This window comes from Pseudomonas putida (assembly GCF_028682475.1).
Lineage (GTDB): Bacteria > Pseudomonadota > Gammaproteobacteria > Pseudomonadales > Pseudomonadaceae > Aquipseudomonas > Aquipseudomonas putida_AG.
Genome location: NZ_JANHLE010000138.1, coordinates 1 through 304, shown reverse-complemented (window position 1 = coordinate 304; position 304 = coordinate 1). Strand labels below are relative to the sequence as shown.

Below are 304 nucleotides of genomic sequence, written 5' to 3'. Positions count from 1 at the left end.
GACATCGCCCCACCCCTTCCACCAAAGCGCCGATAAAGAATGCATCGTTTGCAAGCGACGATAGAAGCAAGCCAGCGCCTCTTGGTGAAAACCCCTTCGAGCCCGAAAACCATACTGTGAGAGGTCAAGCCATGGCAATGGAAACGAACACGTTCATCATCGGTGTCGATGTTGCCAAGGCTGAGTTGGTTATCCATTTTCAGGACAGCGGAGAGTGCATCTCGCTCAGTAACACGCCGTCCGCAATCAAGAAATGGCTCAAGCAACAACCTGCCAACACGGCCCTCTGCGTTGAAGCAACCAA

Annotated in this window: 1 pseudogene; it reads left to right on the top strand. The window is 53.0% G+C overall.

What is annotated here, in order from left to right:
* Positions 1–304: pseudogene (locus NPS47_RS25530) on the top strand (hypothetical protein); the annotation flags it as partial.